Annotated in this window: 19 protein-coding genes and 2 tRNA genes; 16 read left to right on the forward strand and 5 right to left on the reverse strand. The window is 40.2% G+C overall.

The window, feature by feature from the left end; translation table 11 throughout:
• Positions 1-2: 2 nt before the first annotated feature.
• From ACT29I_RS00055 to ACT29I_RS00065, 3 genes are all read left to right on the forward strand, one after another.
• Positions 3-77, forward strand: a tRNA-Pro gene (locus ACT29I_RS00055).
• A gap of 30 nt (positions 78-107) precedes the next feature.
• Positions 108-182, forward strand: a tRNA-Pro gene (locus tag ACT29I_RS00060).
• Between the two features lie 452 nt (positions 183-634).
• Positions 635-3,013 (forward strand): TonB-dependent receptor domain-containing protein, encoded by a 2,379-nt coding sequence (locus tag ACT29I_RS00065; protein ID WP_430933390.1) that lies wholly within the window; start codon positions 635-637, stop codon positions 3,011-3,013.
• 362 nt (positions 3,014-3,375) lie between these two features.
• On the opposite strand, the gene ACT29I_RS00070 is transcribed toward ACT29I_RS00065, so the two are convergent.
• Together ACT29I_RS00070 and ACT29I_RS00075 are read right to left on the reverse strand one after the other, a co-directional pair.
• On the reverse strand, positions 3,376-4,572 hold the full coding sequence (locus tag ACT29I_RS00070; protein ID WP_430933391.1) for an FprA family A-type flavoprotein: 1,197 nt from the start codon (positions 4,570-4,572) through the stop codon (positions 3,376-3,378).
• Positions 4,573-4,674: 102 nt separating this feature from the next.
• Positions 4,675-5,112, reverse strand: coding sequence for an SPOR domain-containing protein (locus tag ACT29I_RS00075; protein WP_430933392.1), 438 nt, complete (start codon positions 5,110-5,112; stop codon positions 4,675-4,677).
• A 159-nt stretch (positions 5,113-5,271) separates the two neighbouring features.
• Between ACT29I_RS00075 and mltG the strand changes: the two genes are divergently transcribed.
• Positions 5,272-6,345 (forward strand): endolytic transglycosylase MltG, encoded by a 1,074-nt coding sequence (gene mltG / locus ACT29I_RS00080; RefSeq protein WP_430933393.1) that lies wholly within the window; start codon positions 5,272-5,274, stop codon positions 6,343-6,345.
• 82 nt (positions 6,346-6,427) lie between these two features.
• Here mltG and dapF read toward each other — a convergent pair whose 3' ends face one another.
• Positions 6,428-7,219, reverse strand: coding sequence for a diaminopimelate epimerase (gene dapF / locus ACT29I_RS00085; RefSeq protein ID WP_430933394.1), 792 nt, complete (start codon positions 7,217-7,219; stop codon positions 6,428-6,430).
• A 264-nt stretch (positions 7,220-7,483) separates the two neighbouring features.
• Between dapF and ACT29I_RS00090 the strand changes: the two genes are divergently transcribed.
• Positions 7,484-8,959 (forward strand): Do family serine endopeptidase, encoded by a 1,476-nt coding sequence (locus ACT29I_RS00090; protein WP_430933395.1) that lies wholly within the window; start codon positions 7,484-7,486, stop codon positions 8,957-8,959.
• 89 nt (positions 8,960-9,048) lie between these two features.
• Complete coding sequence (locus tag ACT29I_RS00095; RefSeq protein ID WP_430933396.1) at positions 9,049-9,909, forward strand: sigma-70 family RNA polymerase sigma factor; 861 nt, start codon at positions 9,049-9,051, stop codon at positions 9,907-9,909.
• Between the two features lie 556 nt (positions 9,910-10,465).
• On the opposite strand, the gene ACT29I_RS00100 is transcribed toward ACT29I_RS00095, so the two are convergent.
• Both ACT29I_RS00100 and ACT29I_RS00105 read right to left on the reverse strand, forming a co-directional pair.
• Entirely contained in the window at positions 10,466-12,979 is a 2,514-nt protein-coding gene (locus ACT29I_RS00100) for a TonB-dependent receptor plug domain-containing protein (RefSeq protein WP_444792426.1), read from the reverse strand.
• Positions 12,980-12,989: 10 nt separating this feature from the next.
• Positions 12,990-13,493, reverse strand: coding sequence for a YfiR family protein (locus ACT29I_RS00105; RefSeq protein ID WP_444792427.1), 504 nt, complete (start codon positions 13,491-13,493; stop codon positions 12,990-12,992).
• A gap of 548 nt (positions 13,494-14,041) precedes the next feature.
• On the opposite strand from ACT29I_RS00105, the gene ACT29I_RS00110 reads away from it, so the two are divergent.
• The 10 genes from ACT29I_RS00110 to ACT29I_RS00155 all read left to right on the forward strand — a co-directional run bounded on the left by ACT29I_RS00110 (position 14,042) and on the right by ACT29I_RS00155 (position 24,958).
• The gene (locus ACT29I_RS00110) at positions 14,042-14,605 is read left to right on the forward strand and encodes a YceI family protein (RefSeq protein ID WP_444792428.1); all 564 of its coding nucleotides are present in this window, start codon (positions 14,042-14,044) and stop codon (positions 14,603-14,605) included.
• Positions 14,606-14,664: 59 nt separating this feature from the next.
• On the forward strand, positions 14,665-15,846 hold the full coding sequence (locus ACT29I_RS00115) for a hypothetical protein (protein WP_430933400.1): 1,182 nt from the start codon (positions 14,665-14,667) through the stop codon (positions 15,844-15,846).
• 65 nt (positions 15,847-15,911) lie between these two features.
• Positions 15,912-16,517 carry a hypothetical protein gene (locus tag ACT29I_RS00120; RefSeq protein WP_444792429.1) on the forward strand — a complete coding sequence of 202 codons (606 nt, stop codon included), beginning with the start codon at positions 15,912-15,914 and terminating at the stop codon, positions 16,515-16,517.
• Positions 16,514-16,939 carry an RrF2 family transcriptional regulator gene (locus ACT29I_RS00125; RefSeq protein ID WP_430933402.1) on the forward strand — a complete coding sequence of 142 codons (426 nt, stop codon included), beginning with the start codon at positions 16,514-16,516 and terminating at the stop codon, positions 16,937-16,939. The genes ACT29I_RS00120 and ACT29I_RS00125 overlap by 4 nt, the downstream gene beginning before the upstream one ends.
• Before the next feature lie 330 nt (positions 16,940-17,269).
• Positions 17,270-18,667 carry a tryptophanase gene (locus ACT29I_RS00130; protein ID WP_444792430.1) on the forward strand — a complete coding sequence of 466 codons (1,398 nt, stop codon included), beginning with the start codon at positions 17,270-17,272 and terminating at the stop codon, positions 18,665-18,667.
• 121 nt (positions 18,668-18,788) lie between these two features.
• A complete protein-coding gene (locus ACT29I_RS00135) occupies positions 18,789-19,505 on the forward strand; it encodes a DNA alkylation repair protein (RefSeq protein WP_444792431.1) in 717 nt (238 codons plus the stop codon).
• A gap of 34 nt (positions 19,506-19,539) precedes the next feature.
• A complete protein-coding gene (locus tag ACT29I_RS00140; protein ID WP_444792432.1) occupies positions 19,540-20,058 on the forward strand; it encodes a GNAT family N-acetyltransferase in 519 nt (172 codons plus the stop codon).
• 97 nt (positions 20,059-20,155) lie between these two features.
• Positions 20,156-20,971 (forward strand): DUF4382 domain-containing protein, encoded by an 816-nt coding sequence (locus ACT29I_RS00145; RefSeq protein WP_444792433.1) that lies wholly within the window; start codon positions 20,156-20,158, stop codon positions 20,969-20,971.
• 187 nt (positions 20,972-21,158) lie between these two features.
• Positions 21,159-22,574: a PQQ-dependent sugar dehydrogenase gene (locus ACT29I_RS00150; protein WP_444792434.1), complete on the forward strand. Its 1,416-nt coding sequence runs from the start codon at positions 21,159-21,161 to the stop codon at positions 22,572-22,574.
• A gap of 362 nt (positions 22,575-22,936) precedes the next feature.
• Complete coding sequence (locus tag ACT29I_RS00155; RefSeq protein WP_444792435.1) at positions 22,937-24,958, forward strand: TonB-dependent receptor; 2,022 nt, start codon at positions 22,937-22,939, stop codon at positions 24,956-24,958.
• Positions 24,959-24,960 lie beyond the last annotated feature (2 nt).

Consider the following 24,960-nt stretch of genomic DNA (forward strand, 5'->3'; position numbering starts at 1 on the left):
CACGGGGTGTAGCGCAGTCCGGTTAGCGCACCTGGTTTGGGACCAGGGGGTCGGGAGTTCGAATCTCTCCACCCCGACTGATAGTTTTCTACGATTTTTAACCGTTTCGGGGTGTAGCGCAGTCCGGTTAGCGCACCTGGTTTGGGACCAGGGGGTCGGGAGTTCGAATCTCTCCACCCCGACTTAAGATAAAATAAATTATAAAAAGCCCGTAAATCATCGATTTACGGGCTTTTTTCGTTTTACTCCTATTAAATCATATCAATTGAAATCAATGTAAATGCGGATCACGCACAAAGTTTGGGTCTGTTAAAAAAAGTATCCCAATGGATAGTGATGATAAATAGACTTTTTTTAAGTATGTATCTCTGTGTAATCGGCATCCGTTTTATTAAGCAGAATATGGCAATAAAAATTTGGAGGAAAGTTTATTATTCATCGGCTAAAAGTAATTGCTCCCTTTAAAATAATAATATTTAACCTGGTAACTACTTGTTGAAACCTGCCAACACCATTGTATTCCCCGTCAAACAATATAAGTCATTCAACTGTTAGTTAATTCATTCAAAGATGATTTTTTACTTTCATCAATAGTACGTTTTTTATAAATGTTAAGTATAAAACTGATATTAAAATGCTATTAAAACATTCCAACACAGTAGGGCTGCTTATCTTATTTCTGTTTTCAAATGCTGTTATTGCGCAAGAAAAATCGGTTGAGGTAAAGGGTGTTGTTGTAGATAATCAGGGAAATAAGCCCATTGAGTTTGCCACAATAATCCTGAAAGATAAAGAAACAGGTAAGAATATTACCGGAAGTGCTTCGGGAGAGGACGGTTCATTTGTGGTTCAGTCAAAATCAATCAATTTTTACGTAGAGGTCAGTTTTATCGGCTATCAGCCAGTTATTATTAAGGATATCAAAGCAAATGATATGGGTGTGGATTTAGGGACGGTGGCTTTGTTGAAAAGCAATAACCAAGTAAGTGAGATAATGGTTAGGGCAGAAAAATCCCAAACGGAATTTAAACTTGATAAGCGGGTTTTTAACGTAGGAAAAGATATTAGTAGCACAGGCATGAGTGCCCTGGAAGTGCTTAACAATGTGCCATCGGTAAATGTTAATATTGAAGGGGAGATAAGCCTGAGAGGTAGCAGGGGAGTCCAAATTCTTATTAACGGCAAACCTTCGGTCATCGCAAGCGAAGAAAGCAACGCACTCGGTACAATAACAGCCGAAATGATTGAGAAGATTGAAGTTATCACCAACCCATCGGCCAAATACGATGCTGAGGGTACATCTGGAATCATTAATATAGTGATAAAAAAAGATGAGCGGAAAGGCCTCAATGGTTCCATCTCTATGAATACCGGAAGCCCAGACAATCATAGTGCAGGTATTAGCCTTAATCGTCGTACCGAGCGGTTTAACTTGTTTAGTCAGTTTGGAATTGGCCATCGAGAATTACCGAGAGATAAAAAGAGCATCAATAGTGACTTAATCAATAACTCGTCGGTATATACCGAAGGAACCGAATACAGGAATGAGACCTTTTATAATGTGATATTGGGAACAGACTATCACCTAAATCAATACAATGTATTAACCCTTTCCGGTAATTTTGCCTACGAAGTGGAAGACCAACCTTCGCTAATAAATTACAGCTTGCTTAACAACGGTGCAGAAGAGGCTGGCTGGTTCCGGGAGGAATCGACCGATGCAAACAATCCAAAATGGAGGTATGAGTTGCAGTATAAAAAGGATTTTAAGGATCATAAAGAGCATCAGCTATTGTTTAGTGCCTTAGGAAACTTTTTTGGCAAGGATCAGTCTTCTGAATTTACCAACACCGTTACTGCCGGAAGCATTCAGGAGGATGACCAGCGTACGGCAACAGATTTTAAAGAGGCCAAATACACATTCAATTTGGACTATACCAAGCCATTTTCAGAAGAGTTTACCATGGAGGTGGGCGGTCAGTATGTGTTACAGCAGGTGAGCAACGACTACGAGGTACATAACTGGGATAATAATATTTGGGTTCAGGATGCTGGGTTAACCAATGTGTTTGAATACGATCAAAACGTGTTGGGATTGTACGGAACGGCTGCATACGAAGGGGAAAAACTAGGGGTGAAACTTGGCTTGCGCTTGGAACATACCGATTTAAAAACTTTACTCATCAATACCAATGAGGGCAACGACCAGAATTACGGTAATTTCTTCCCGTCGCTCCACACTTCTTTAAAGTTGACAAGTCAATTTTCGCTGCAAGCCGGTTATTCCAGAAGGATATACAGACCGAGGCTTTGGGACTTAAATCCGTTTTTTAACATCAGAAATACTTACAGCATCAGGGCCGGGAATCCTAACCTGAAACCGGAATTTACCGATTCCTATGAACTAACCAGTATTTATGTGCTCAACAAAGCCTCTTTAAATTTTGGTGTCTATTACAGGTATACTACAGATGCCGTTGAAAGGATTTCGGTTTATGAAAATAATGTGAATACCACAATGCCCATGAATATTGGGATCAATCATGCCGGGGGAATTGAATTTAATGGCAAGTACAGTCCCAATAATTGGCTGTCTTTCAATGGGGATTTCAATTATAATTATTATAACAGGCAAGGTGAATATGACGATACTTTATTTGACTTTAATGCCGACCAGTGGTCGTCGAAACTGGTGGGTAAAATTATATTGCCGGCAGAGATTGAGGTTGAGGTGACCGGCAATTTTAGTTCGAAACGAAAAACAGTACAACTTGTATATCAGGATGATTTATATGCCAGCTTAGGTCTGAGAAAGAAAATGTTGAAAGGTAAAGCTGTTTTAAACCTGGGCGTCAGAGATGTTTTTGCTTCCCGAAAATCAGAAAGCGAAACCAACGAAAACGATTATTACCTATATAATTTAACTGAGAGTGGCAGGTTTGTCACACTAGGGATAAGTTATGGCTTTGGAGATGGTGAGGCAATGGAGTATTCCGGAAGACGAAGGCGTTGATTCATTTGAGTGATCTCAAAACAGTAAGGTAAAATCCGCATACAACAAAAAAATCCACCCCAAACTAATGGAGTGGATTTTTTTTAAGACTATGTTGTCTAGTTCTGAAATAACGTTACACAAAAGGCCATGTTATGGAAGAAAAGGTTAAACCCGGATTATGTATTGGGGGTTCGTCATGAGCATTGCAAGTACAATAAAACAAGGCATTACCGAATCGAGGCATAACATCGTTCTGGTGAGTTGAAGTGATGCAACGAAGTGTCTTGTTTTAAAGTAATTTCAATGTGTAATAGAATTTCTAATGCATATTGCGGGTTAAACGAGAGTAACGCATGAATTGGCGTTTTTTTTTGTACAGACTATCTATCTTTTTTAAGTCTATCTGCCATAGCTTGTCCTAACTTCAAACAAGCCTCGTATTTATCCGCTTTAAGCGCATGTTTTTCCTCAACGCTCTCGCCAACGATTTCCCATTTGAGCTGTTCGCCGACAGCGGTAAGTTTTTTAACCGCGGCACCTGCCCATGAGAACGATCCTAAAATCCCAAGATAATGATGCTGAACACCCATGTGCACCAGCTTGGTCGTCAGTGACTCCATATTTGGGTGCAGCTCGTTACAGTATGTAGGGCTGGCTAAAATAAGACCTTTGTATTTAAATATATCCGAAAGAATAAATGAAGCATGTGATTTTGATACATCATGCACACGGATGTGCTTAATGCCGTTCTCCGCTAATTCCCGTGCCACAGCCTCTGCCATTTCTTCCGTATTTCCGTACATGGAGGCGTAAGCTACAACCACACCTTCTTCGGTTTCGTACTTGCTCCATCTATCGTAATATCCAATTACTTCTTTAATATAATTCCTCCAGATTGGGCCATGTGTCGATGCGATCATTTTAATATCAAATCCGCCCAGCTTGCCCAATGCTTTCTGCACAGGCGATCCATATTTACCAACAATATTTGAATAATATCTGCGCATCTCGTCGCGGTAATATTCAAAATCAAACTCGTCATCGAAAATACCGCCATCCAAAGTTCCAAAAGTACCAAAGGCATCTCCAGAGAATAAGATTTGTTCTTTAGACTCGTATGTTACCATTGTTTCGGGCCAATGCACCATAGGTACCATGTAAAAGTTTAAAGTGTGCTTACCTAAGCTCAAGCTGTCTCCTTCTTTAACTTCGATGGTATTTTCCGTAATGTCAAAATATCCCTGAAGCATAGGTAAGGTTTTTTTGTTACCTACAAATTGAATGTCAGGGTACATCTTGCGAATGATGTCGATAGAACCACCATGGTCAGGTTCCATATGATTTACCACAAGGTAGTCGATAGGACGATCGCCAATGATGGCTTTAATTTTCTTCAAGTATTTTTCAACCTGTCCTATTTCAACGGAGTCAATAAGTGCAACCTTTTCATCATTTATAACATACGAGTTGTATGCCACGCCACGCTCAATAGGCCACATGTTTTCAAATAGATGCGTTCTTCTGTCGTTAACACCAACATAAAAAACATCATCGGTTAGTTTTACCGGCTTATACATATATATCTTATTTATTATTTCGGTATTCGGGTGATACAAAAATATAGAAAACATTCAATTCCTGAAACGTAGAAGGATTAAATGATTTGTATAACGTGGTTTTTATAGTTTTCTGATCAAAAGCCAGGTGTCGTTATATTTTTCAAATTTTACTCTGATTGAACCTACTTTATTTCTTGCATCCATTTCGTCGTTATAAGCCGAAACAGAAACACGATAAAGTCCGTTTTGGTTTTCAAGTATAACCGGTGTAAACCCTTCTTCAATTAATGTGCTTTTATAGTTGCGTGCATTGTTAAGTACTTTAAACGAACCAATAATCACATAATATTTATGTGCGACATCATCATTCGACTCGATAACTTTAACTTTTTCCTCTTTAACCACTATGGGTTTTTCTTTAACTATTGGTTTAACTACGGGTTCCTCCTTAATATATGGTGAGTCGCTATCGCTAAAACTAGAGCTTCCGGCATCTTTTAAAGTCCTACAGCTGATTAAGCATAGGGTAATGGTGGCTAATAGAAATAATTTGTTCATTGTATTAATTTTATTGATTCCTGATTTTAATTCCTCAAAAATATAATATTCTTTGCAAAAATTTTTATTTATTTTTAATTACGCAAGGTTAAAATGTGGCAAGATACTTTTAGAAAGGAATATTCTGCTATATTTGAACGATTACTCTAGATATTATAAATGAAAAACAAAGTAAAGAAGACGAAGAGGAAAATGACCCGAAGGATCAAGAGAATGGGGTTGTTTTCTATTGTTCTGGTACTTATTGCAGTATTGTTTGGTGGCAGGTTTTATAGATATATCAATGCTGCCAACGTGGATTTAACCAATGTTGAATCGTCTTATATCCACATTCCCAACGGAACTAGTTTTGCCGAACTTAAAAAAATACTGGAGAATTCGGGAGCCATAAAAGATATGGTAAGTTTTGAGTGGGTGGCTCAAAAGAAAGAATATGCCGACAGGATAAAAGGGGGCAGGTACAAACTCGAAGACGGAATGTCTAACAATAAGTTGGTAAACCTGCTGAGAAGCGGAAAACAAGAGCCGGTCAACGTTACTTTTAATAATATACGAGAATTGGAAAAGTTGGCTTCGGTTGTGGGGAAGAAGCTCATGACAGATTCTACAGAACTCATCAACTTACTTAGTAATTACGAATATATTGAAAGGTTAGGTTTTGATAAAAATACTTTGCCAGCTTTGTTTTTGCCTAACACCTATCAATTTTATTGGAATACCGATGCCAACGGTTTTGTAAAAAGGATGAAGCGCGAATATGATAATTTTTGGACTTCCGAAAAAATAAGTAAAGCGAGAGAAAAAGGTTTAACGCCAGTTGAGGTAGCTGTTTTAGCTAGTATTGTGGATGAGGAAACCCAAATGGCAGATGAAAAACCATTGGTGGCGGGGTTGTATTTGAATCGTTTAAAGCGCGGTATGCGTTTGCAGGCAGATCCGACTTTAAAGTTCGCTTTGGGTGATTTTTCTATAAAAAGACTTTTGAACGAGGATAAGGAAATCGAATCTCCCTATAATACTTATAAATATTCAGGTTTGCCTCCGGGACCTATTCGAATCCCTTCGATCGCTGGAATAGATGCGGTACTCAATGCCGAGACGCATAAATATTTGTACATGTGTGCCAAGGAAGATTTCTCGGGTTACCACAACTTTGCCAAAACACTCGCACAGCATAATGTTAATGCGGCCAAATATCGCAGAGAGCTTAATAAAAGGGGCATAAGTAGGTAGCCAATAGGTCATCTGCCCATAACGGATAGCCAATGGTAGTTGTTGATTAAACACAATGGACTAGTGGCCCATGCACCGTTTCCTATACGGAGATACTTCCTTTATACACAAAAGTAGCCGGGCCGGTAAGCCAAATATTTCTGAACCCGGCCTCTGCATCTCCTTCAAACCAAACCTGAAGTTTTCCGCCTTTTACATCAATATTAAAATCCCTGCACTCGTTATTTTTAACAAAAGTGCTTATGGCGGAAGCAACAACGCCGGTACCGCACGAATAGGTTTCGTCTTCAACACCTCTTTCGTACGTTCTTACCTTTATATGGTCTGGAGCAACTTCCTCTACCACATTCACATTGGTGCCACCGGGTTTAAAGGTATCCGAATATCTAATTTCCCTGCCAAACTTAACGATGTCAAAGTTATCTATATCTTTTTTGTGGGTAACATAGTGGGGCGAGCCGGTATCTAAAAAATGATATCCGTCTTTGATGTCAATGGAGTTAACATCTGTCATTTGAAGGCTAACAATGCCGTCATTATATCTGGCCGTATGCATACCGTCCACTGCTTCAAAGTCAAATTTGTCGGCAAATTTAACCGCGCCAATATGCACCGCAAAAGCAGCTATACATCTTCCCCCGTTTCCGCACATCGAAGCTTCGTTGCCATCGCTGTTGTAATAACGCATGGTGAAATCTACTTTTGGTGAACTATGGTTTTCAAGGAGCATTAGCCCGTCGGCCCCAATTCCCATCCTTCGGTGGCATAAAAAACTGACAAGGTCATTGTTTTGGCTGTCAAAATTACCATTTCTGTTGTCGATAATCACGAAGTCATTGCCTGTGCCTTGGTATTTGTAAAATTCGATTTGCATGGTATTTGCGTTCAAAGTGTTTGATATTTAGTTTCTTTTGTGCGAAATTTGTTAAAGAAACAGTGAACAAAGTTAAGGAAAAATCAGTTAAAATTAGGTTAACGTACTTATTCTGGCATGATAAGGGCATATAATTTGCCATTTTTGAATTATGATTTTCATTCTAAGACTTACATGAAATCATAAACAGAGTTAGACTCAGGTTTAAAGGTAAATTAAATTGATGGATGCCCCAGTGGCATATAAAACTTAAAGTTATTCGTTATGAATGTTAAAAAAATATTTTTTGTGTTCCTGACAGCTGTGCTCGGAGGGATTGTCGGAGTGTATGCTTATGTATTATTTGTTAAACCGAACAGGGAAATTGTTGCCATTGAACAGCAAGTAGTTCCTGCAGCCCGTTATGCCTCAATGGGTGTTGCTACGCCTGTGGGAGTGCCGGACTTTACGGTGGCGGCGGAGAAGTCGGTTGAGGCCGTGGTTCACGTGATGACAAAAGCTACCGTCTCGGGTGATGGCTATTCGCACGGAAATCCCTTTTACGATTTCTTTTTTGGCCCAAGAGGTGGCGTAACACCGGATAGAAGTCCTGTCATGGGATCGGGTTCCGGGGTGATTATATCCGAAGATGGATACATCATTACCAATAACCATGTAATCGATAATGCGGATGAAATAGAGGTGGTGCTGAATGACAGACGATCGTACAAGGCCACCTTGGTTGGAACGGATCCAACAACCGATATTGCCCTTTTGAAAATTGAAGAGCAAGGGCTTGTGTTTTTAACTTACGGTAATTCAGATGATATTAGGATAGGGGAATGGGTATTGGCTGTTGGTAATCCTTTTAACCTGACTTCCACGGTAACAGCAGGTATTGTAAGTGCCAAATCGCGAAGCATTAATATACTGGCCAATAGAAATCAACCCATGGGCATTGAATCGTTTATCCAAACCGATGCGGCTGTAAACCCGGGAAATAGTGGAGGGGCTTTGGTTAACACACGAGGTGAGCTGATTGGTATTAATACGGCTATAGCCTCGCAAACGGGTTCGTATGCAGGTTATTCTTTTGCAGTTCCGGTGGGCATAGCAAAAAAAGTGGTTGGTGACCTAAAGGAATTTGGCGAAGTGCAAAGAGCATTTATCGGGGTTCAAATAGTAGGTGTGACAGCAGAACTTGCTGAACAATATAAATTAGATGAAGTAGAGGGTGTGTATGTGAGTGCAGTAACCGTAAATGGCGGCGCGGATGCCGCAGGCGTGAAAGAAGGAGATGTGATTTTAAGCATCAATGAGGTTAAAGTAAACACAAATTCAGAACTGATTGAGCAAGTTAGTCAGCGTCGTCCAGGAGATAAAGTGAATTTAGTTGTAAAAAGGGATGGAAAAAGAAAACAATTTACCGTAATTTTACGTAATAGTTATGGTTCAACGGATATTGTAAAAGAGAAACAGGGAATCTCCGATTTGTTGGGGGCTGAGTTACGTGAACTGACAGTTGAAGAGAAAGCGAAACTACGCATTAACTATGGTATGAAAATTGTTAAATTAACAGCCGGAAAATTGAAACAAAGCGGTGTTACTGAGGGTTTTATTATTCTAAAAGCCAATAGAGAACCCATTAGCAATGTAACGGATTTAAAAAATGTGATTGCATCTACCGATGGCGGGTTGTTTATCACAGGAGTTTATCCAAACGGTCAAGTTGCCTATTACGCTATTAATCTTGAAGATTAGTAATAGTTTAATTTGTCTCACCCTTTAATAAAAGAGTTGGATAATTGAATTAAAAAGTATAATTTTGCGCCACATTTTGCATATAGGATATGAGACAACTTAAAATAACAAAATCAATTACGAATCGCGAGAGTGCTTCTTTAGATAAATATCTTCAGGAAATCGGTCGCGAGGAATTGATATCTGTAGAGGAAGAAGTAGAACTGGCTCAGCGAATTAAAAAAGGTGATCAAATTGCCTTGGAGAAGCTGACAAGAGCTAACTTGCGTTTTGTTGTTTCGGTTGCTAAGCAGTATCAAAATCAAGGGTTAAGTCTTCCCGACTTGATAAACGAAGGAAACCTTGGTTTGATTAAAGCAGCCGAAAAATTTGACGAAACCCGGGGGTTTAAGTTTATTTCTTATGCAGTATGGTGGATTCGTCAGTCTATTCTTCAGGCTTTAGCGGAACAGTCCAGAATTGTACGTTTGCCATTGAACCAGGTGGGGTCTTTAAATAAAATCAATAAGGCTTACTCTAAGTTCGAGCAGGAAAATGAGCGTAAGCCTTCACCTGAAGAACTGGCAGATAAGTTGGAGTTACCTGTAGATAAAGTAGCTGATACTTTAAGGGTATCGGGTCGTCATATTTCGGTGGATGCCCCATTCGTTGAAGGTGAGGATAACAGTTTGTTGGATGTTTTGGTAAACGGAGATTCTCCGAATGCAGATAAAACGCTAATTAACGAATCATTGGCTCGCGAAATAGAAAGGGCGTTGGCTACTTTAACTGATCGTGAGTCGGATATTATTAAATTGTTCTTTGGTATTCAGACGCAGGAAATGACACTGGAAGAGATTGGTGAGCGTTTTGGCTTAACTCGTGAACGAGTGCGTCAGATCAAAGAAAAAGCGATTCGTAGACTTCGTCATACGTCCAGAAGTAAATTGTTAAAATCTTATTTAGGATAATTTTATCTGATATAAAATTTAAAAGCCGTTCCAATTTGGAGCGGCTTTTTTGCGTTATAACCTTCCAACATGTCATATGGGTGGAATTTTGGAAGGTTAATCCCGCCATATGCATTAGAAAATCTATTACACATTGAAATTGTTTCAAAACAACACACTCCGCTGCTTCACTACAACTCACCATAACAATGTTATGCCTCGTTTCAGTAAAGCCTTGTTTTATTGCACTTTCAATGTTCACGACGAAGTTCTGATGCAAAATCCGGGTTAATGTAGTGTATAAGGCTGAAGTCGCGTATCTAATTCAGGGTGCTGAAGGGTTTCTGCGATTATACGGAAATATTAGAATGGAGGACGTAAAATATAAAGGTGTGGTTCAGTACCAGATAAGGAAGAGGTTACTCCCAGATATGGCTAAGCAGGCTTTCTTATACATTTGTGCACCGCTATTTGAAGACTATGCATATTCAAAACGAAAAAGAGACTGTCCTTTTGCGACAGTCTCTAATTGATATGTTCAGTATTGATTAATATATCAATAACCTTTTAATTATGTTTAAAAATTGAATTGTAATCCGGCTAAGTATAATCCTCCGATGTTATCCATATATCCAAATTCGGGCTGATCGTTATCCAGGATATTTCTTCCATTTAAGTAAAAGGAAATATTCTTGCCGGCATGATAGGTGATCTTAGCGTTTAATAGGAATTTACTGTCGATGGGCACTGTGCCGTATTGATTCACAAACGTTTGTTCTCCGTAAAAATATGCCTGGGAATTGATGTCCAGCTTTTCGAAAGGCTTGTAATTAAGTCCTATGCTACCCCAAAAGGTGGGTGTGGCTTTGTTGTCAACGTCATCTTCTAAATCAGTAGGCATTAGGGTTGAACTGCCAAGGGTTACGTGCCCCACTTCTGCCGGGTCGATGGTTCCTGTGGCAAGGCCATAACCTATTGCCGTTAGTTGCGCGTTGATCTCCTGTGCAATGGCTGCCTCATCCGATCCGGCATCTAAGGCTTGATCAGAAATTAATTGATCCCGGCTAACGGCCGAATAATTGTCGAGTTTTGTGTTTTGGTAGGTGGCATGTGCATTTAATACTAATTTTTTATTGACAACCCAGTCAAGCCCGATGGACACACCCAGTTGCTCGGCGGTTAAATCCATGTTCTGATACATAACATTTATAAATTCCGGCAAAATAATAGCGTCCTGCCCGTTCATCACGCCCAGAGGATTATACAGAGATATGGTGGTGCTGTCCGGCATGAGTGCCCCAAAGTCGTTGGTTTTCTGGTAGAAAGCTTCAAGGTCTAGCAAGACACTTTTGGCAGGTCTGGCACGATATCCCAGTTCTACCATGTCCATGGTTTTTAAGGCGTAGTTGTCATTGCCGCCAAAATACATTGAAGAAGGGTAATCCCTATTGACAATCTGCCAGGAGTAATTGCTAAAGGAATTAACCAGGAATGCAGATTGATTGGCTCTGGAATATACAGCTCGTATAAGGTGGTTGTCGTTAATTTTATAGGAGCTAACCAACTGCCACGAACCATACCAATCGTCGGGTTGGCTGTAATTTTCTGCGCGCAGGGCAGCCACAAATCGAAGTTTCTCGAAGGCGGTGTAGTCCAGTCGCATACTTGCGGCAAAAATTTCGAGACTTCTTTCGCCGTTAAGATATCCTTGCCCTTCTTGGGTTAAATAAGGGGTGTCGTCGTATGAAATAGACTGATAACCTACACCGGGCCTAATTTTGAGGTTGTTGAGCTTCAGGTCATATTCGGCCAGAGCGTTCGTTTGTTTCAGGTCCAATTCAAAACCTTCGTTTCCGGTCATAAAGTCAGTCCTGCCTCCGTTATAATTGGCCTGGAAACTTAGTTTATTTATATGGGCGCTCACATCTACATATCCTGTTGATGAGTTACGGGCGGAATAAGGGGTGGGTATGTCTCCATAGCTGCTGCTGATGTTATCTGAACTTTGGTAACCTGCCGAAAGATGAATGTTGGTGGACGGTGAGAATTGATAGGTCAAGTACCCGTTTACCCCTAATTTGTCTTTCGAAAGCTCAGGGTCGGGAAAGGCATCATAGATATCAGAAGTCTCCGATTCATTGCTTTCATTGCGTGAAAATAGATAATCAAATTGATCATTCTCCGGTGCTGCAGGATCGTTGAATATCGAAGGTTTTTCGATAGTGGCAATTTCATCTGCGGTATACCAGCCGTTTCCAACTGTGACACCGTTTATCATGGCATCCGGGTTATTGTAAATGTAAATCTTATCCGTATTTCTATTGCGGTACTCATAATTAGCTGTGATGCCCAGCCCCAGTTTTTCGTTGATCTGTTTTCGGAAGGCCACATCTCCAATGTAAGTGTTTTGGTTTCCGGCCTGGAAATTTCCCGAAAATAACGGTGAGTCCTTGTCGATATCTTTGGTCATGATATTGATTACGCCGGTAACGGCATTGGAGCCATATAATGCGCTGGATGGACCACGTACCACCTCAATCCGGTCCACATCGCCTATACTAATGGGTAATGACTCCCACAGGGTACCACCGTGCGAATAATTAAATACGGGACGACCGTTTAGCATAACCAGTGTATTGGTGTTTTCTGAGTATAACATCATGTTTTTGGCTGGTAAGTTGTCGTTGCCCCTGATGTGTATATCGTAGTTTCCGTTGGTTTTCTCCCTCACAATCATGCCGGGTACCAAGCGCAACGCTTCCGGGATGCAAGTGGCGCCTGAGGCAACAATTTGATCATGACTGAGAACGGTAGTGGATAGTGGAGAATCAAACAGGCTTTCTTCCGATTTTGATGCGGATGTAACGTCCTTGTTTAATAGTAGTTCGTAAAGTTCATCTAAACTCGATGCGCCCACAATATCCATTAACTTGGTGAGTTCCTCCAGGTCATATAGCGATAGTTCTTCAATGGTCATTTCCAATACTTGACCGCGTGTGAGACTGTTGATGCCTCTTTTGTTTTCTTGTGCTATTACGGATGCAGTAATAAACATCAATAAAACAACAGTAATATATTTTCTAAATAACATGCTATGTGTTTTATTTAATTTCAATTCCTAACGTTACTAATTTGGGGTCGATTTTTAAATGGTGGGTGGTGATGTTCCGCTTACATATTTCGAATTTCATTTTACCTCCCTGCATGGTGTAATTAATGCCTGCACCTTTATTGCAAAGGTTGGTTTTGTCGGTTATAATAAGCGTAGATTTTCCGGCGAAGAAACTGGTTATCTGGCCAATCTCGCCGGACTTGGCACTGGGCACGTAAAAAATGTTGGCATTACCGGCTTCTGAAGGTGAACTTACGCTTGCAACAACAATGCTTTTGTTGTTGATTTTTCTGGCGGCAGCCAGTTTATTAAGCTCTGCAATAATTTCATCATCCCCATATACACCTATGATGAACTCTTTCTGGGATTCTTGGTTGGGCCACTCAATGTACTTGGCAAAGTTAAACATAAACAATGCCTTGAACATAGATTGCTGACCACTGAGCGACAACGACATAAGAATCATCATCATTGCAATCAACTTCTTCTTCATACTTTAATTGATTAAGTTATTCGATTAAATAGTTAAATTATTCTATTCTTATTCGCATAGGTGATGATAAGGTTTCAACCGATCATGCCGTTTTTGATGACATATGGTCTGTTAATTATTATTAAAATCTTCAAAATCCATTAAAAATTTGGTCAGGGGGTTAGAAAATGGTTTTTAAAGTACTGAAAAATAGTGCGCTTAAAATGTTATTGTTTTGGGGGCTTAATTATTAATTGTCAAAATTAAACATAATAGCGGGTGTTTGTTAACAACCATTAATATGTGATAATCCTTGATTAACGCGGCCAATTATTAGACGAAGTTTTGTTGAAAAAAACGCTCAAATGGACAAGCTATGTTAATATTTTTGAGTTGTATACCAAAAAGGTTGAGAAATATTGAATTGTCGATTGATAACGAAACGGTTATATTTAGATTGAATATAAATAGTTAAAAAAAACAAATACAATGTTAGTAAATGTTAATTAAAACTATATTTTTATGCAAGAAAACAAGTAGGATAAGTAGGATACAAAAATTACATCATTATGAAAAAATGGATTGCTGCATTAATAATCTTCCTAACATGCATTTCAAGTTCGATTGTTATAGGACAAACAAGTTATCAACTTGATCTGGAAAATAGTTCTTTGACCGTAAAGGGAACTTCGACCATTCATGATTGGGAAATGAACGTAGAAAAGTTTAAAGGACAGATGGTGCTTGCTGATGAGGATATTCATGGATTGATGTCGGGCAGTTTGGCGGTTGAGGTAAATTCAATAAAAAGTAATCATAAACTAATGAATAAGAAAGCTTATGAGGCTCTTAAAGAGGATGAATTTCCTCAGATTGTAGTTGATGTTATTCAAGTATCAAATCAGTCAAGTAAGGGTAATGCTAAGGTAGTTATAACTATTGCAGGTAAAAAAAGAGAGATAACGGAGGAGTTTTTAATCATTTACCTAGAGAATGGAGGCATAGAAATCAAAGGAGAACTCCACCTTAAAATGTCTGATTTTGATGTTGATGCGCCCGTGGCTATGATGGGTACGATTAAAACGGGTAATGAAGTACAAGTAGCATATAGTTTTGTCTACAAGAAAAGTTAAAACTTTGATTGTTTTTTTTAATAGTGAAAAAATAGAATTACTAATTTAATTAATTTCTTATGAAAAAATTCACGTTTTGTGTTTTAGCGTTGGTAGTTGCATTTTCTACATTTGGGCAACAGTTTGAATCAGAAAAATTAAATCCAGAAGATTTTAAGAATGTGAAGGTAAGAGTTGGCGGTGCATATGCCATTCAGTTGCAAAGTATCAGTCATGAATTGTCTGGTTCGTCGGCAGATACATTATTAGATTTAAAGAATAACTTCAACTTACCCACAGCAAACCTCACATTACGAGTTGATCTTGCGCCTGGTATCCAATTGTTTATTAATAACTATATGTCGTCTAGGCATCATCAGGAAGCTTGGGTTGAAGGTGGTTATTTAACCTTTGATCATCTACCATTTTTACCTTCCACAGAGAATTTAATGAAATATTTGACCATTAAAGTAGGTGTGATGAACCCTAATTATGGCGATGCTCATTTCTTCAGGAGTACCAATGGCTCTGTTAAAAACAATCCTTTTGTTGGTAACTTTATCATGGACAATTATACCACAAATCCAGGAATGGAATTCATGTATCGAAACAAAGGCATATTGGCTCTTGTTGGATTAAATAATGGACGACTGAATTATGGCAGAGGAAACGATATTGGCGAAGATCTGGTTTATAACTGGAAGTTAGGTTATGATAGTCAGATAAATGATGATTTAAGAATACGCGGTACTGTATCTGGTTACCATGTTGGTGAAGGACATAGCGGATCTTACCTTTGGGATGGTGATCGTGCGGGTGCAAGATATTACAATGTTATGCAAATGCACGATGCTAGTGATAATTTCAGATCGGGGCGCTGGAGTCCGGGTAGTGGTCAAACGGAAATGAATAGTTATATGTTCAATGTATTTGCCAAATTTAAAGGCTTGGAAATATTTACTGTAGTTGAGGATATGAAAGGAGTAAAAGAAGGAGCTGATCAGCATTTTTCTCAAACAGCAATACAAGGTATTTATAGGATAGGAAGTTTTTACTTTGGAGGTAGATATAATAAAGTATCTGATAATGAAGATGATGAGAGTACTGTAAAACGCCTTAATATAGGTGGTGGTTGGGACATGACCAAAAATATTGTGGTTAAGTTAGATTACGTAACTCAGGATTATGAAGGGCCAGCGCATGGTAAGATAGATGGTGGAAAATTTGATGGTTTGGTTGTGGAAGCAGCTATTTCGTTCTAAAGAGGTTTGGGTAAGGCTGTTCAGTTCAAAGCTGAACGGCCTATGATGTTAGTTATGTTAGTATTATGAGGATCGGAAAGAAATATTTGACTTTAGTTCTGTTGATAAGCAAATTGTCGGTTTATGCTGGTAATCCTAACCCCACGGCGGTTCGGTTAGAGCGATATCAATTTGATAAAATTGTTATTAAGGGCGTAACTAATGTTAGTAATTTTGTGCTTAAATATAGTGAGCAAGGTTATGTTAATGTACCTCATGCAGACTCTAATGTTGTAGATAGTATTACCATTGCAATACCAGCTGAAGATTTTGAGGCTGATTCTAAATTAATGTTGAAAGACTTTCTCAGTTTGATAAATGCCGATAAACATCCTAATATTGATATTTCGATAGACGAAAATTTCAGGAACGAGTTATTATCATTTAATACGGGTGGGATGAATCGGGTTCAGATAAATATGAATGGGATAACCAATTCATATACTTGTGCATGCGAATTCAGTAAATGTTTATCCGGTCAATGGTGCCTTTTAGGTCAGCTTGAGGTTAAACTGACTGATTTTGAAATAGACCCGCCCAGTAAGTTCTGGGGACTTATAAAAGTTAAAGATGAAGTGACAATTGGTTTTAGAATTTTGTTTATTTTTGCACCAACTAATGTTACTCAATGAAATTTAGTACACGAACAAGATATGGAATTAGGGCTATGCTTGATATAGCTGCGGACAAAAGTGATAATGGTGTCTTTCAAAAAGATATTGCAGAAAGGCAAGGTATCTCCAATAAATATCTGGATCAAATTATTAGAGCACTAAAAGTGGCCGGTTTGATTGTTAATGCTCGTGGAAAAAAAAGCGGATATATACTTACCAAAAAGCCATCAGAAATAACATTGTTGGATATCCATAGTGCTTTTGAACCAGGCATTACTGTTGTGGAATGTATGAACAGTTCTGTGAATTGCAATTTTGAAGATAGGTGTAAGGCAAAAACCTTTTGGGGTAATTTAAATCAACTGGTAATAAAATATTTTAAGTCAGTGTCCTTGCTTGATTTAATCGAAGGCGATATACCGAAGGAAATTAAGATTTAGCTGCGATTTATGAAAATATGTTTTGTTTTATGATAAAAGTCTGCCTGTCATTTCATGGAGATAAGCCTTGTTTTTAATATATTTGTACAATATAATTAATACAGGGTATGAAAATTATTCTTACCATATTGTTGTTTTTAACTTTCCATTTGTTCCTGAATATCAAAAACCGGGACTCTTTTTTAGCGTAATTTCTTGATTTAATGTTATTGTTTGAATGAGCAATGGTTATTAATTTTCAACCATTGGTATAACTGTATTTCTTGTTTTGGTATAGGGATATAAGTAGTTCATTCACTTTTAAATTTATTATCATTTGATGTAATTATCATGGAATTACCATTTTCAGAATCATATAAAATTAAGATGGTTGAACCCATCAGAAAAAGCACAAGAGAAGAACGTGAGCGCTGGATTAAAAAAGCGGGTTATAACTTGTTTAACTTAAAAAGCAATCAGGTCTTTATCGATTTACTAACCGATAGCGGAACGGGTGCCATGAGCGACCGTCAATGGGCCAGTATGATGTTGGGCGACGAGAGTTATGCCGGTGCGTCATCGTATTACAATGTTAAGCAAGCTATCAAAAACATATTGGGTTTTGATTATTTTTTACCGACACATCAAGGACGTGCTGCGGAAAATGTGTTGTTTTCGGCATTGATTTCAGAAGGAAACGTGGTCCCCGGGAATACGCATTTTGATACCACCAAAGGACATATTGAGTTCCGCAAGGCATCTGCTATCGATTGCACCATTGATGAGGCTTTCGATACGACTGTTCACCATCCCTTTAAAGGAAATATCGATTTAAATAAACTGGAAGCTATATATCTTAGGTATTCCAAAGAACAGATCCCATGTGTCATTGTCACTGTTACCTGCAATTCGTCGGGGGGTCAGCCTGTATCCATGGAAAACATGCGTGAGGTATACAAGCTCTCTAAGCATTATGGAATCAGGGTCATATTCGATTCGGCCCGTTTTGCCGAGAATGCCTATTTTATTAAAACCCGTGAAGAAGGCTATGCCGATAAGACCATCAAGGAGATTGTGGCCGAAATGTTTACCTATGCCGATGGGATGACCATGAGCAGTAAGAAGGATGCCATTGTTAATATGGGTGGTTTTATTGCCTTGCGCGAGGAGGAGTTGTTTAAAAAGGCAGCTCAGTTCAATATTATTTACGAAGGATATATTACCTACGGAGGTATGTCGGGTCGCGATATGAACGCTTTGGCACAAGGACTGGATGAAGGTACGGAATTTGATTACCTGGAAACCAGAATTAAACAGGTGGCTTATCTGGGGCAGAAACTAAAAGAGTTTGGTGTTCCGGTGCAAGAACCTTTTGGTGGGCATGCCATTTTTGTGGATGCCAAACGTTTTTTGCCTCACCTTCCGGTTGAACAGTTTGTGGCACAGACGCTGGCTATTGAGCTGTACAAGGAAGCCGGAGTTAGAGGAGTAGAGATAGGAACCCTACTGGCCGACCGTGACCCGGTAACCCGGGAAAACAGATTTCCGAAATTGGAGTTGTTGCGCTTGGCTATTCCGCGAAGGGTATACACCAATAACCATATGGATGTAATAGCTGTTGCCTTGAAGAATGTTTATGATAGGAGGGAGGATATTAGGTCGGGCTATCAAATCATTAACGAAGCCCCTATATTAAGACACTTTACGGTTGAGCTAGCGCCATATCAAGAGGAAGAATGCAGTATTTAGTGTAATCTGCAGCTCATACCAATAGCTTGTGGCAGCTGGTCTTAAATGATGACCGAAGTGGAATTGATTCTGCTTTGGTTTTTTTGTATTTTGATGTGTTTTAACCATTGATTTAATATTCATGATACAAGGCAAGTTCAACGAAATTAGCAATTTCTGCCAATCGAATTCCAGTCACAAGATCGTCAAGAAATATGAGCGATATTTTAAGGAAGGTTTTGACGGTTATGGAATAGAGCAGAAGACATTTGAGAGGCAAAGGGACAAATGGATTCAGGAATGGAACAGTGAAATGACGATTGACGATTATCTTGACCTTGGAGATATTGTATTTGAAAACGGGCGGTACGAAGAAAAGTCTTTTGTAATTGGGTTTGTCCAGTCGCAACGTGACAATTACACTAAAGAAACCTTCGACAGAATAGGGCTGTGGTTCGATGTTGGTGTAGATAATTGGGCTACTACCGATGTGTTTTGTATGCTGGTAATTTCCGCATTTGTTATTGATAATGTTATTGAACTCAGTGAACTTAAGGCATGGAACAAGGCTGAATCGGAATGGAAAAGAAGAGCGGTGCCTGTAACTTTGGTTGAGTTGATAAAGCACGATTTAAAGCCGGAGGATGCCATTGAAACGGTTGAAGATTTGATGCTGGATAATTCGCAATACGTGCAGAAAGGCATAGGCACTTTGATGCGTGGTTTATGGAAAAAGTATCCCTTAGAAATAGAAGATTTCCTTTTAAAATGGAAAGATAGGTGTGGCAGGCTTATCATACAGTATGCAACGGAGAAAATGGATAAGGAATACCGAAAGAAATTCAGAAAAGCCAGGTAACAAGTAATTACATAAAACTATTATAGAGATTATCATGCATATCCGCCAGGTAACCCAACACGATAAAGACAAGCTTTACCTTTACCTTAAAACGTTATCGGAAGAGACACGTAAACGATTTGGGCCTCACCCTTTTGATGAGCATACTGCATGGTTGGTATGTTCAGGCGGCTATAAAAATTGTATGGCCTATATTTGCCTAAACGACGTGCTCGTTGTTGGCTATGCCATTGTTAAACAAGGGTATGTGCCCGGGGATAGAAACCGTTATATAGGTTATCCTATAACGTTAAGCGATCGGCACGATTATACGCTGGCTCCATCCGTTGCCGATGCCTACCAGTCGCGGGGAGTGGGAAGTCTTCTGTTGGAATTTGTACTTGAAGATTTAAGAAAAAGAGGAGCGTATAAAATTATATTATGGGGAGGGGTGCAGGCTTCAAATCTAAAGGCGGTAAACTTTTATTATAAACATGGCTTTCGGAAGGTGGGTGAATTTGAGTATTATGGAAATAATTATGATATGGTAAAATATTTGCAAAAGCTGTGCTAGAATGTACCCATTCAATATGTCAATTTTTTCTGATTTAGATAATCTTATATACTTTTATGCGTTATAATCATTCAACACAACATTAATATTTATCATTATGAAGAAGTTATTTTTAAGTTTATCGATTGTGGCTTCATGGCTCGCCGTTTCGTGTGTCGAAGAAAGCAATAGCAGCAGCGAAGAATTAAGCAGCCCAAAGATAAGCATCAGGTTAACCGACGCTCCGGCTAGTTACGACGAAGTATTAATAGACTTGCAGGAGGTGCGTGTACACTTCTCTGGAGAGGGAGAAGAAGAAGGAGGCTGGCATACGCTCGAAAATGTAAATACCGGCATATATAACTTGCTTGATTTTACCAATGGCGCAGATACGCTGATTGCAGAGGAGGAGTTTACGGTAGGTAAGATATCTCAAATCAGGTTGATATTGGGCGAAAACAACAAGATTAAAAAAGACGGTGTTTACCATGATATTAAAACGCCATCGGCACAACAGTCGGGTTTGAAGCTTAATGTGCATGCCGAACTGGAAATGGGAGTAGCCTATCGTGTGTGGCTCGATTTTGATGCCAGTCGCTCAATAGTTGCCAAAGGAAACGGAACTTACTCGTTAAAGCCTGTAATACGGGTATTTACCGAAGCTGCCAGTGGAGCTCTAAAAGGTATGGTTTTTCCCGTCGAATCAAAGCCGTATATCCAGGCAATTTCGGCTAATGCCGATACCTTCTCTACTTATGCCGATACCACTACGGGTTATTTTATGATTAAAGCCTTACCGGAAGGAAATTATAAGGTTGACTTTAATCCCGTTGAAGGTTATCAAATAAAGGAAATCGATGAAGTTGAACTAGTCAACGGCGAGATAAACGACATGGGTACGGTTACAATTGAAGAGGCCGTAACTGCCGGGTAAGGTGTGTATGTCAATAAAAATTTTATCAAGAGAGGTCGTGGGGCCTCTCTTTTTTTTGTGGGTATTTTATGCTTTACATTCTGTTTCATTTTATCTACATTTGATTACATTGGAAAATACTTAGATATGGATATGGTTAGAAACAATAACTTTAGAAATATGTTATACCTCACAAAATGTAAAAATTATGAAATACTGTTTCCTGTTTTCTTTGATTATTGCCACACAAATGATGGTATCGTGCCAAACAAAAAACGAAAACAATAATAAGGTTTTGGTAGTAGGGACAGACGCGGAAGTCAATTTCCAAAACTTTTGCCTGGGTTGCCATAACGATAAAAAATCATCCTTTGTGGATAGGACCTGGTTGTGGGGTAGCGGAAGGGAAGATCTTTATAAAAGCATAAAACTTGGACGTGTGGCTCATGGTATGCCCGGCTTTGCCGATGGAATGAGTGATACCACTATTTACGCATTGGTCGATTATATTTTAAGTCTGGATACCATGGTTCCGCTGGGCGAGGATGAAGATATTGCGAACCAGGATGGGGTGGTTGACAGCGAAGACCAGAAATTCAGGGTGGATACCGTAGTGGAGGGATTGGAGGTGCCCTGGGGACTGGAGTTTCTGCCCAATGGCGATTTGTTGATATCGGAACGAAAGGGCGAGTTGTTACGTTTTACCAAAAATGGAGATTTGCAGCAGATATCGGGATTGCCACCCATAAAAGCGGCAGGGCAAGGGGGATTGCTGGATTTGGAGTTACATCCCGGGTACGAACAAAATGGCTGGTTGTATTTTGCCTATTCGTCGCCTAACGAGAAAAAGTCAAGTTTGGCCAATACGGCCATTATGCGTGCCCGTTTGAGCGGAAACACACTCGTGGATAAAGAGCGTATCTTTAAAGCCATGCCCGAAACCAATAAGCGCCATCACTATGGGTGTAAATTGGAATTTGACGGGGAGGGGTATTTATATTTTTCGGTAGGTGACAGAGGGGACAGAGACCGAAACCCGCAAAGCCTGGATAACCATTGTGGCAAGATCCATCGCATATACGATGACGGTAGTATTCCTGTTGACAATCCTTTTGTGGGACAGAAAGATGCCATGCCGTCCATTTATTCCTATGGCCACCGAAACCCTCAGGGCGTTTGCATGCATCCCGAAACCGGAAGGATATGGACCGACGAGCACGGCCCGAAGGGTGGCGACGAAATCAATATCATTGAACCCGCCAAAAATTACGGCTGGCCTGTCATCTCATTTGGGATCAACTATAACGGAACCACCTTTACCAACGATACCGCCAGGGCAGGTATGGAACAGCCTTTGCTGTACTGGGTTCCGTCCATTGCGCCTTGCGGTATGACGTTTGTGAAAGGAGACCGTTACCCCAACTGGAAAAACGATATCCTGACAGGTTCGCTTCGCTTTGAATATTTGCACCGGGTAGTGTTAAACGGAGATCAAGTGGTCAGGCAAGAGAAGTTACTTGAAGGTATAGGAAGGGTGAGGAACGTGGAAATGAGTCCCGATGGTTATATCTATGTGGCAGTTGAAAACCCGGGGAAGATATTGAAATTGATTCCTGTGGAATAGTCAAGGGGCACCAGTATTCCATACATGGTTGATTAAAAGAACACCAAGGTGGAAAGCCTAAAAAATAATAGCCCAGGGCAAGATGGAGCTTAGCTTAATCGACTCCCTGGGTTTAGTTTTGCAAAACCATCCGACGCATGGCAAAACATAGCAGTTATACATCAATATGGTGCGTCGGAAATTATAGTAAAGTGTTTGTGGTGATAAACGTACAACAATGGGTAACTGGCTTTCGGTATTTGTCTGTGTTCCTTTGATGTAAAAAACAGTTTGCGGCGTGTTAAAAGTAAATGCACCACAGCGTTTAACAGAGATGAATTCTAATATTTATGATCCGTATTAAGGTTTTAATGCTATTGTTAATGATGATTGAGTTTGTATTTGCTCAAGGCAAAACAGATTCAATAACAAATCACTTCAGCGATACCTCTGCTTACCAGAGCCAACGTTATATCCAGGAAATCACTGTTCAGGCGCCCATCCAGGTTAAGTCGGAAGCCCAATGGCCGGGCGCTTACGCTAAACTGAACAATCTTCAGCTGCAATCCGGGAACGCATACAACGTAAAGGAGCAGCTCAACAAAGTTCCCGGGGTTATGATGCAACAGGGCACCATGAATACAAACCGAATCACCATCAGGGGTATTGGCTCGAGAACACCTTACGAAACCAACCGTATTAAAGCCTATTGGGGCGAGATGCCCTTGACCGATGGCGACGGGGCTACCAGCATCGAAGATATTGGGTTGAACGATATTTCCAGCCTCGAAGTATTAAAGGGGCCATCATCCGCATTGTTCGGGGCGGGAATGGGAGGCGTTATCCTTTTAAATCCGTTTATGTCTGATCAGGTTCCCCCATTGAACGTTAAAAGCGAGTTGGGCAGTTTCCGGACGTCTTCGCAGCATGCCCAAATGAACTGGAGAACTGCTGATAGCGGTTATTTGTCGATAGTGGGAGGCGCGCTTATATCAGATGGGTACAGGGACAACAGCGAATACAAAAGATATAACTTTACTTTTAAAGGGCAACAGAAACTGGGCATCCACCAATTGGCCTTCCTTTATAATTACCGCTACCTGAACGGCGGAATACCCAGTTCGCTGGATAGCATCGATTTTAAGGATAACCCGAAAAAAGCCGCCGACTCGTGGAACGATATTGGTGGTTTTGAAGAGAGTCCAAGGCATTTGATGAGCTTGGGCGTGTTATCCCCGCTGGGAAACAAATGGGTGAATTCGTTTACTTTGTTCGGGAAAATATCTTCCTTGGAGGAGCTTCGCCCGTTTAACCGGCTGGATGAAGAAAGGAACGCTATTGGATTCCGTGAAAAACTGAAATTTGGACATTCATGGTTTAAAGGGCAGTTGGGAACGGAAATGATGCGCGAACATAACAGTGTTTCATTGTTTTCGGTCCGGGGGGACAATACCGGCCAGCCCCTTTCGGACGCGGAACACAGGCGGTATCATTATAATATTTTCGCTTTGATGGAAATGAATCCAGTACCAAGGTTAGTGGCCCAGGTAGCCTTCAATTATAACCAGACCGGTTATCGTACCGAGGAAAGCGGTAAAACCCGTCGCCACGATTACGATCCCGTGTTTTCGCCAAGGCTGGGACTGAATTATCAGATCAGTGAACGTATCCATGCTTTTGCTGCCATAGGGCATGGTTTTTCGGCACCTTCCATGGAGGAGGCACAATGGCCGGATGGTTCGTTTAATCCCGACATAAGACCGGAGGAAGGGATGAATTACGAGCTGGGCTTCAGGTGGCAAGATGCCTCTAGGCGAATGAAAGCGGAAGTTACGGCTTATTATATGAAGATGAATAACCTGTTGGTCACCGAGCGTGATGTGGAAGATCAGTTTTATGGCAAGAATGCCGGGGAGACTTCGCATCAAGGGCTGGAATCGTCGCTGGGGTGGGCCGTGATGAATACTGAGCAAGCCGGTTCGTTAAACTTAAGTCTTTCCTTTTTCGCTTCTGCAAACCAGTTCGAGGATTTCGTGGATGACGGAACAGATTTCCGGGGCAATCACCTTCCCGGTATTCCCGATGCTAATTTCACAGGTGAACTGGCAGGCAGCTGGCGAGGTTTTCATTATCACCTGAATCATCAATATCAGGGAAGTCAATACCTCAACGATGCCAACACAAAACAATATGCCGCTTACCATAAAACCAACATTAAAGTATCGCTGGATATTCATTTGAAGAAGCTAAAAGCCAATATTTACCTGGGAGCAGATAATATCTTTGATACCCATTATGCCTCCATGGTGGTCATCAATGCCCAGGCCTTTGGAAGCAACTTGCCTCGTTATTATTACCCGGGTTTACCATTTAATGTGTTCGGCGGAATTAATGTGAACCTTTAAAA

This window comes from Saccharicrinis sp. GN24d3, assembly GCF_052400645.1.
Lineage (GTDB): Bacteria > Bacteroidota > Bacteroidia > Bacteroidales > Marinilabiliaceae > Saccharicrinis.